This window comes from Pseudomonas sp. YuFO8, assembly GCF_035065025.1.
Taxonomy (GTDB): Bacteria; Pseudomonadota; Gammaproteobacteria; order Pseudomonadales; family Pseudomonadaceae; genus Aquipseudomonas; species Aquipseudomonas putida_AE.
Window position 1 is genome coordinate 46,490 of the sequence record NZ_JAXDEQ010000044.1, and the last position, 6,766, is coordinate 53,255.

7 protein-coding genes are annotated in these 6,766 nt (G+C 65.0%); 6 read left to right on the top strand and 1 reads right to left on the bottom strand.

Annotated elements, in window-relative coordinates; all coding sequences use genetic code 11:
- The first annotated feature begins 54 nt into the window (after positions 1-54).
- The 6 genes from galB to SOP95_RS26925 all read left to right on the top strand — a co-directional run bounded on the left by galB (position 55) and on the right by SOP95_RS26925 (position 5,686).
- Entirely contained in the window at positions 55-801 is a 747-nt protein-coding gene (galB, locus tag SOP95_RS26900; protein WP_323608906.1) for a 4-oxalmesaconate hydratase, read from the top strand.
- A complete protein-coding gene (locus SOP95_RS26905; protein WP_323608907.1) occupies positions 798-1,514 on the top strand; it encodes a 4-carboxy-4-hydroxy-2-oxoadipate aldolase/oxaloacetate decarboxylase in 717 nt (238 codons plus the stop codon). Before galB ends, SOP95_RS26905 begins: the two co-directional genes overlap by 4 nt.
- A 2-nt stretch (positions 1,515-1,516) precedes the next feature.
- Complete coding sequence (locus SOP95_RS26910) at positions 1,517-2,593, top strand: 4-oxalomesaconate tautomerase (protein ID WP_323608908.1); 1,077 nt, start codon at positions 1,517-1,519, stop codon at positions 2,591-2,593.
- Between the two features lie 56 nt (positions 2,594-2,649).
- Positions 2,650-3,870, top strand: coding sequence for a helix-turn-helix domain-containing protein (locus SOP95_RS26915; protein WP_323608909.1), 1,221 nt, complete (start codon positions 2,650-2,652; stop codon positions 3,868-3,870).
- Positions 3,871-3,905: 35 nt separating this feature from the next.
- Positions 3,906-4,538: a Vgb family protein gene (locus SOP95_RS26920; RefSeq protein ID WP_323608910.1), complete on the top strand. Its 633-nt coding sequence runs from the start codon at positions 3,906-3,908 to the stop codon at positions 4,536-4,538.
- A gap of 137 nt (positions 4,539-4,675) precedes the next feature.
- Positions 4,676-5,686: a GlxA family transcriptional regulator gene (locus SOP95_RS26925; RefSeq protein ID WP_274077940.1), complete on the top strand. Its 1,011-nt coding sequence runs from the start codon at positions 4,676-4,678 to the stop codon at positions 5,684-5,686.
- 19 nt (positions 5,687-5,705) lie between these two features.
- Here the strand turns inward: SOP95_RS26925 and SOP95_RS26930 are convergent, their stop codons facing one another.
- Positions 5,706-6,566, bottom strand: coding sequence for a CAP domain-containing protein (locus tag SOP95_RS26930; RefSeq protein ID WP_323608911.1), 861 nt, complete (start codon positions 6,564-6,566; stop codon positions 5,706-5,708).
- Positions 6,567-6,766 lie beyond the last annotated feature (200 nt).

The window sequence follows — 6,766 nt, forward strand, 5'->3', positions numbered from 1 at the left end:
CCGCTGGAAGGTGCCGATGCGATGCTCTTTCGACACGCAGAAGGAGTATCCGCAATGATCGATTCACCGAAAAACGCACCGAAAAACGCGCTGGTGGTCAGCGCTCACTCTGCCGATTTCGTCTGGCGCGCCGGCGGCGCCATCGCCCTGCATGCGCAACAGGGCTACAACGTGCACATCGTCTGCCTGTCGTTCGGCGAGCGCGGCGAGTCCGCCAAGCTGTGGCGCAAGGGCGAGATGAGCGAAGACAAAGTCAAAAGCGCGCGCCGCGAAGAAGCCCAGGCCGCCGCCGATATCCTCGGTGCCAGCGTCGAGTTCTTCGACATCGGCGACTACCCGATGCGCGCGGACAAGGACACCCTGTTCCGACTCTCCGATGTAATTCGCCGGGTGCAACCGGAATTCGTCCTCAGTCACTCAAGCAAAGACCCCTACAACTACGATCACCCGCTGGCCATGAACCTGACCCAGGAGGCGCGCATCATCGCCCAGGCCGAAGGCTACAAGCCGGGCGAGAAAATCGTCGGCGCGCCACCGGTCTACAGCTTCGAACCGCACCAGCCCGAGCAATGCGAATGGCGCCCCGACGTGTTGCTGGATATCACCCAGGTCTGGGACAAGAAATACGCCGCCATCCAGTGCATGGCCGGCCAGGAACACCTGTGGGAGTACTACACCCGCGTCGCTCTGCAGCGCGGCGTGCAAGCCAAGCGCAATGTCGGAATCACCTCCAGCCGCGACATCATCTATGGCGAAGGCTATCAAAGCATTTTCCCGCGCGTGACGGAGAACCTGGCATGAGCGGGTTGATCGGAAAAACCGGCATCGTCGTGCGCAATATCGCCCGGGCCGAGCGCGCGCTGGTCGATGAGCTGCAACGCTACGGCGTCGCGACCATTCATGAAGCGCAGGGGCGCAAAGGCCTGCTGGCGTCTTCGATCAGCCCCATTCAGCGCGGCACCGTGATCAGCGGTTCGGCGGTGACGGTGCTGGTCGCGCCGGGCGATAACTGGATGTTCCATGTGGCGGTGGAGCAGTGCCGGCCAGGGGATATCCTGGTGGTTGCTCCCAGCTCGCCGTGCACCGACGGTTACTTCGGCGACCTGCTGGCGACCTCGCTCAAGGCCCACGGCGTGCGTGCCCTGGTGATCGATGCCGGGGTGCGCGACACCCACACCTTGCGCGAGATGGGCTTTGCGGTCTGGTCCCGCGCCATCAATGCCCAGGGCACGATCAAGGAGACCCTCGGCTCGGTCAACCTGCCGCTGGTGTGTGGCGGTCAGCTGGTCAACCCGGGGGATGTGGTGGTGGCCGATGACGATGGCGTGGTCATCGTGCGTCGCGCCGAAGTCGCGCAAGTGGTCGAGGCCAGCCGTGCCCGCGCCGACCTGGAAGAGCACAAGGCCCAGCGCCTGGCCAATGGCGAGCTGGGGCTGGACATCTACAACATGCGCGCACGCCTGGCGGAGAAGGGCCTGCGCTACGTCGACAGCCTCGACGAACTCGGAGACTGAGCATGGGCCAGATACGCATTCCTTGCCTGTTGATGCGCGGGGGGACGTCCAAGGGGGCTTATTTCCTCGCCGGCGACTTGCCCGAGCAGTCGGCGCTACGCGACCGCGCGCTGTTGGCGGCCATGGGTTCGCCGGATGCGCGGCAGATCGACGGCATCGGTGGCGGCGACTCGCTGACCAGCAAGGTGGCGATCATCCAGCCCTCGGCGCGCGATGATGCCGACGTGGATTACCTGTTCGCCCAGGTGCTGGTCGATGAGCCGCGCGTCGATTACGGGCAGAACTGCGGCAACATCCTCGCCGGCGTCGGGCCGTTCGCCATCGAGCGCGGGCTGGTGGCCGCCCGGAGTGATGTGACACCGGTGCGCATTTTCATGGAAAACACCGGACAGATCGCGGTGGCCCATGTGCCCACGCCCCATGGCGCCGTCAACTATAGCGGTGAAGCGCGGATCGACGGGGTGCCCGGTGGCGGCGCGCCGCTGATCGTCGAATTCGAGGATGTCGCCGGTTCCAGCTGCGGATCGTTATTGCCCACCGCCCACGTGGTCGATGTGTTCGACGGCATCGAGGTCACCTGCGTCGACAACGGCATGCCGGTGGTGCTGATCCGCGCCGCCGACCTCGGCCTGCGCGGCGATGAAAGCCCCGGGCAACTCGATGCCGACAGCGCGTTGAAGGCCCGGCTCGAATCGATCCGCTTGCAGGTCGGCCCGCGGATGAACCTGGGCGAGGTGGCCCAGCGCAACGTGCCGAAGATGTGCCTGATTGCGCCGCCACAGGCCGGCGGGGCACTGAGCACCCGCACCTTTATTCCCCATCGCTGCCACACCAGCATCGGCGTGTTCGGCGCGGTCAGCGTGGCGGTTGCCTGCCTGATCGAGGGCAGTGTGGCGGCGGGTATCGCCCGGGTCGACGAGGGCGAGGTGAAGCGCCTGCAGGTCGAGCATCCCACGGGGGAATTCAGCGTTGAGCTGCGACTGCAGGACGGAGTGTTGGTCGGGTGTGGCTTGATGCGCACGGCTCGCCTGCTGTTTGACGGCGTGGTGTGCGTGCCGGATACGCTGGCCTGGTCGTGATATAGACTCATCAGGAGGGCTATCTCGACAGGAGTGACACGCGTGGCAGGATTGCAATGGACTCGATGATCAACGCGGCAGCGCAGGCGCTGGCGGCGGGGGATCCGCTGGGTGCGCTGGACCGGGTGGCGCTGCGCGACGATGCGCCGGCGCTGGCGCTGCGCGGAATCGCCATGGCGCAACTGGGCGATCTGGCGCGGGCCAAGGCGCTGGTACGCCGGGCGGCGTGGGCGTTCGGGCCGCATGAGGCGTTGGCGCGGTCGCGCTGTGTGGTCGCCGAGGCCGAGATCGCACTGGCATCACGGGACCTCGGCTGGCCGGTCAAGGCCCTCGAGGCGGCGCGGCTCACTCTTGAGGCTCACGATGATCGGGTGAACGCGGCCCATGCGCGCTATCTGCAGATCCGCCGCCTGTTGCTGATCGGCCAGCTGGATCAGGCCCAGGAGCAACTTGCGCAGCTTGCCCCGGCCACCTTGCCACCGCCTTTGCGGGCCACCCATGAACTGGTGGCGGCGGGGATCGCCATGCGCCATCTCCAGGCCCAGGCGGCGCGGGCTGCCTTGGCCAGGGCAGAACTGGCCGCACAACAGGCGGGCATTCCCGCGCTGTCGGCGGAAGTCGAAAGCGCGCAGCACCTGCTCGACAGTCCCGCTGCACGCCTGATCAGTCACGGCACGGGGCGACCGGTGTTGCTCGACGAAGTGGAAGCGTTGCTGGCCTCGACCTCACTGGTGGTGGATGCCTGTCGAAACGTGGTACGTGGGTCGGGCATGTCGGTCGCTTTATCGAAGCGCCCGATCCTTTTCACCCTCGCACGAACACTGGCCGAAGCCTGGCCATCCGATGTGCCCAGGGAAGTCCTCATTGCCAAGGCGTTTCGCCTGAAACTCAGCGATGAATCCCATCGCGCCCGCTTGCGGGTCGAAATCGGCCGCTTGCGTGCCGCGCTCAAACCCCTGGCCGGTATCCATGCGACCCGTCGTGGTTTTATCCTGGTGGCGCAGGTTTCACCCGAGGTGGTGCTGCTCGCCCCACCGGTGGAAGACAAGTACGCCGCGGTGTTCGCCTTGCTGGGCGACGGCGAATCCTGGTCGAGTTCGGCCCTGGCCCTGGCGTTGGGCAGCAGCCAGCGCGCAGTGCAGCGCTCGCTCGAATCGCTGGCAGCCGAGGGCAAGGTGCAGTCGTTCGGACAGGGACGGGCCCGGCGCTGGCTGACCCCGCCGGTGCCCGGTTTCGCGACGACCTTGTTACTCCCGGTCCCGCTACCCGGTGGCTAGGATGATTCCACCTACCCCTTTGGAGGAACACCGAAATGAAACAGTCAGCCGCCGAAATCCTGCGTGAATATGGCCCCTTTGCCGATGTCGATGCCGTGCACGGCGTTACCTGGGACGGTGAGCAGGTGTGGTTTGCAACCACCGACAAGCTCCACGCCCTGGACCCCGACAGTGGCCACCTGCTGCGCTCGCTCGATGTCGCCGGCCATGCCGGCACGGCATTCGATGGCACGCACCTGTTTCAGATCGCCGAGGACCGCATCCAGAAAGTCGACCCGAGCACTGGCGAAATCCTCTCCACCATTCCGGCCCCCGGCGGTGGCAACGACTCGGGCCTGACCTGGGCCGAAGGCTCGCTGTGGGTGGGCCAGTACCGCGAACGGAAAATTCATCAGATCGACCCCGAAACCGGGAAAGTCCTGCGCACCCTGCAATCCAACCGATTTGTCACGGGTGTGACCTGGGTCGAGGGCGCCCTGTGGCACGGCACCTGGGAAGGCGAAGAGGGCGAATTGCGGCGCGTCGACTCGAGCACTGGCGAAGTGCTGGAAAGCCTCAGTCTGCCGGCCGGCATCGGCGTATCGGGGCTGGAGTCCGACGGAGGCGAGCGGTTTTTCTGTGGCGGTGGCAACAGCGGGCGGGTGAGGGTGGTGCGCCGGCCTTCATGATCTTTTGTGCGCGAACAGACCCGCTTGCTCCGGAGCTTCAACTGGCGTAAACAGAGCGCGCATTGATAGCTGTCGCGAGAGACGGTTATCAATGCGGCCATTCACATCTTGTTCAACACGACCAGGCGAGGCGAACGTTGGTAGAGCGACGTCAGTTCAGCGGTGCCATGAAGGGCAAGAACCTTCGTTACCTCAATGACCACGAAGGCCAGTCCGTTCGGGCCAGGGCCGGCTTCCTGCTGCTGGAACATTTTTCGCTGCCGGCCTTCACCCAGGCGCTCGACACCATCGTCACCGCCAACCTGCTGCGGCCCGAGCTGTTTTCGACGAAAACCTTCGGGCTGAGCGAAGGCGAAGTCATCAGCGACCTGGGCCTGGTGATTCGACCCGATGCGCGCCTTGACCCGGTCGAAATTCAATCGCTGGATCTGTTGGTTGTCTGCGGTGGCTACCGCACGGCGCTCAAGGCCGACGACGGGCTGACCGGCCTCTTGCAAGGCGCGGCCGAGCAGGGCGTGACGCTGGCCGGGATCTGGAATGGCGCCTGGTTTCTCGGCCAGGCCGGTTTGCTCGACGGCTATCGCTGCGCCATTCACCCGGAGCATCGTCCGGCGCTGGCGGAAATCGCCAGGCTCAGCCAGGTCACCAGCGAAGCCTACGTGGTGGATCGCGACCGCCTGACGGCGTCCAGCCCGACGGGTTCCTTCTACATGGCCCTGGAATGGATCAAGGGCTTGCATGACAAGGCGCTGACTGACGGTATCGAAGACATCCTGGCGTTTGAAGCGTCGCGCTACCGGCGCATCAAGCCCACCTTGAATGTCTCCGTCAGTGGTCCGTTGAGGGAGGTGGTCAACCTGATGGACGCCAACCTGGAAGAGCCGCTGGAGATGGAGGCGCTTTGTCTGTATGCCGGTCGGTCGCGCCGGCAGATCGAGCGCCTGTTCAAGGAGCAGTTGGGCACCACGCCCCAGCGCTACTACATGGATTTGCGCATCACCGAAGCGCGGCGATTGCTGCAGCACACCACGCTGACCATCGTGGAAGTCTCGGTGGCCTGCGGTTTCGTTTCACCCAGCCACTTCAGCAAGTGCTACAGCGCCTACTTCGGTTATCGGCCGTCCAGGGAAACCAGGCTGGTCAAATAACCGTTCGATGAAATGCCGCTCATTGCGCGCCAAACATCATCGTCCAGTAGACCCCCTGGTCACTGCGCGCATCCATCGCATAAGCCGCACCGACCTGAGTGAACATCGGGTTCATCAGGTTGGCGCAATGCCCGGGACTTGCCAGCCAACCGGCCATGGCCTTGTTCGGTGAGCCTTGGCCGGCTGCGATGTTTTCGCCGATCTGCCGCCCACGGAAACCGGCGGCTCGCGCGCGGTCGGCAGCGGTGTCGCCATCGGGGTCCCGGTGGGAGAAGTAATTACCGTAGGCCATGGCTTTGCTGTGCCCTTGCGCCGCCGCGCCGAGACTGGCGTTCCAGGCCAATGGCCGCGCGGCGGCGAAGCGCTGGCGCCCGCACAGGCGCGGTTTGGCACGGGCGGCATTGACCTGCGCGAGCAAGGTCTTGCCGACACTGCGCGGATCGCTCACCTGACTGTCCAGCACCGGCCGCGCCAGCACCACTTGCCACTCGCTACGACTGCGAGTGACGCCGATGTCGGCGTACTGGTTGTCCAGCAAGGCGGCGCAATGGTCACCCTGCAGCATCTCAAAGGCCTCGTCGGCATCCTGCGCACCCACCACGCGGATGGATCGCACCGTCACGGCCTGGTACCCGGAAGCTTTCAAGCGGTCACGCAAACCGCCGCCGTAGCCGATCGGCAAGGCCAGGCTTGACTTCAGGGCCAGCGGCGACAGGCGTTGGGCGGGACGCCGTGCGCAGTCTTCGGGGTGGGCTCGATAATCGTTGATGGCTTCCACCAGCTGACGCTCCGCACCGGCTTGGGCAGGGGTGGTGATCAGGGGCAGCGAGGTCAACAGGCACAGCGAAGTGAAGCGCAAGGCGAGGGCGGATGGGCGCATGGTGCGGACAGCTCTGATGAGATGACGACGATTGGGGGGAGGGAAAATGCCCGTCTAAGACTGGCGTGTTGGGACAAGGTTCAAGGGGGGAGGGGTTTTAATATGGGGGGACAGCCCTGAACATTGCGTGGACTTCCCTCTGTAGGAGCTGCCGAAGGCTGCGATCTTTTGATCTTGAAAATCAAAAGATCGCAGCCTTC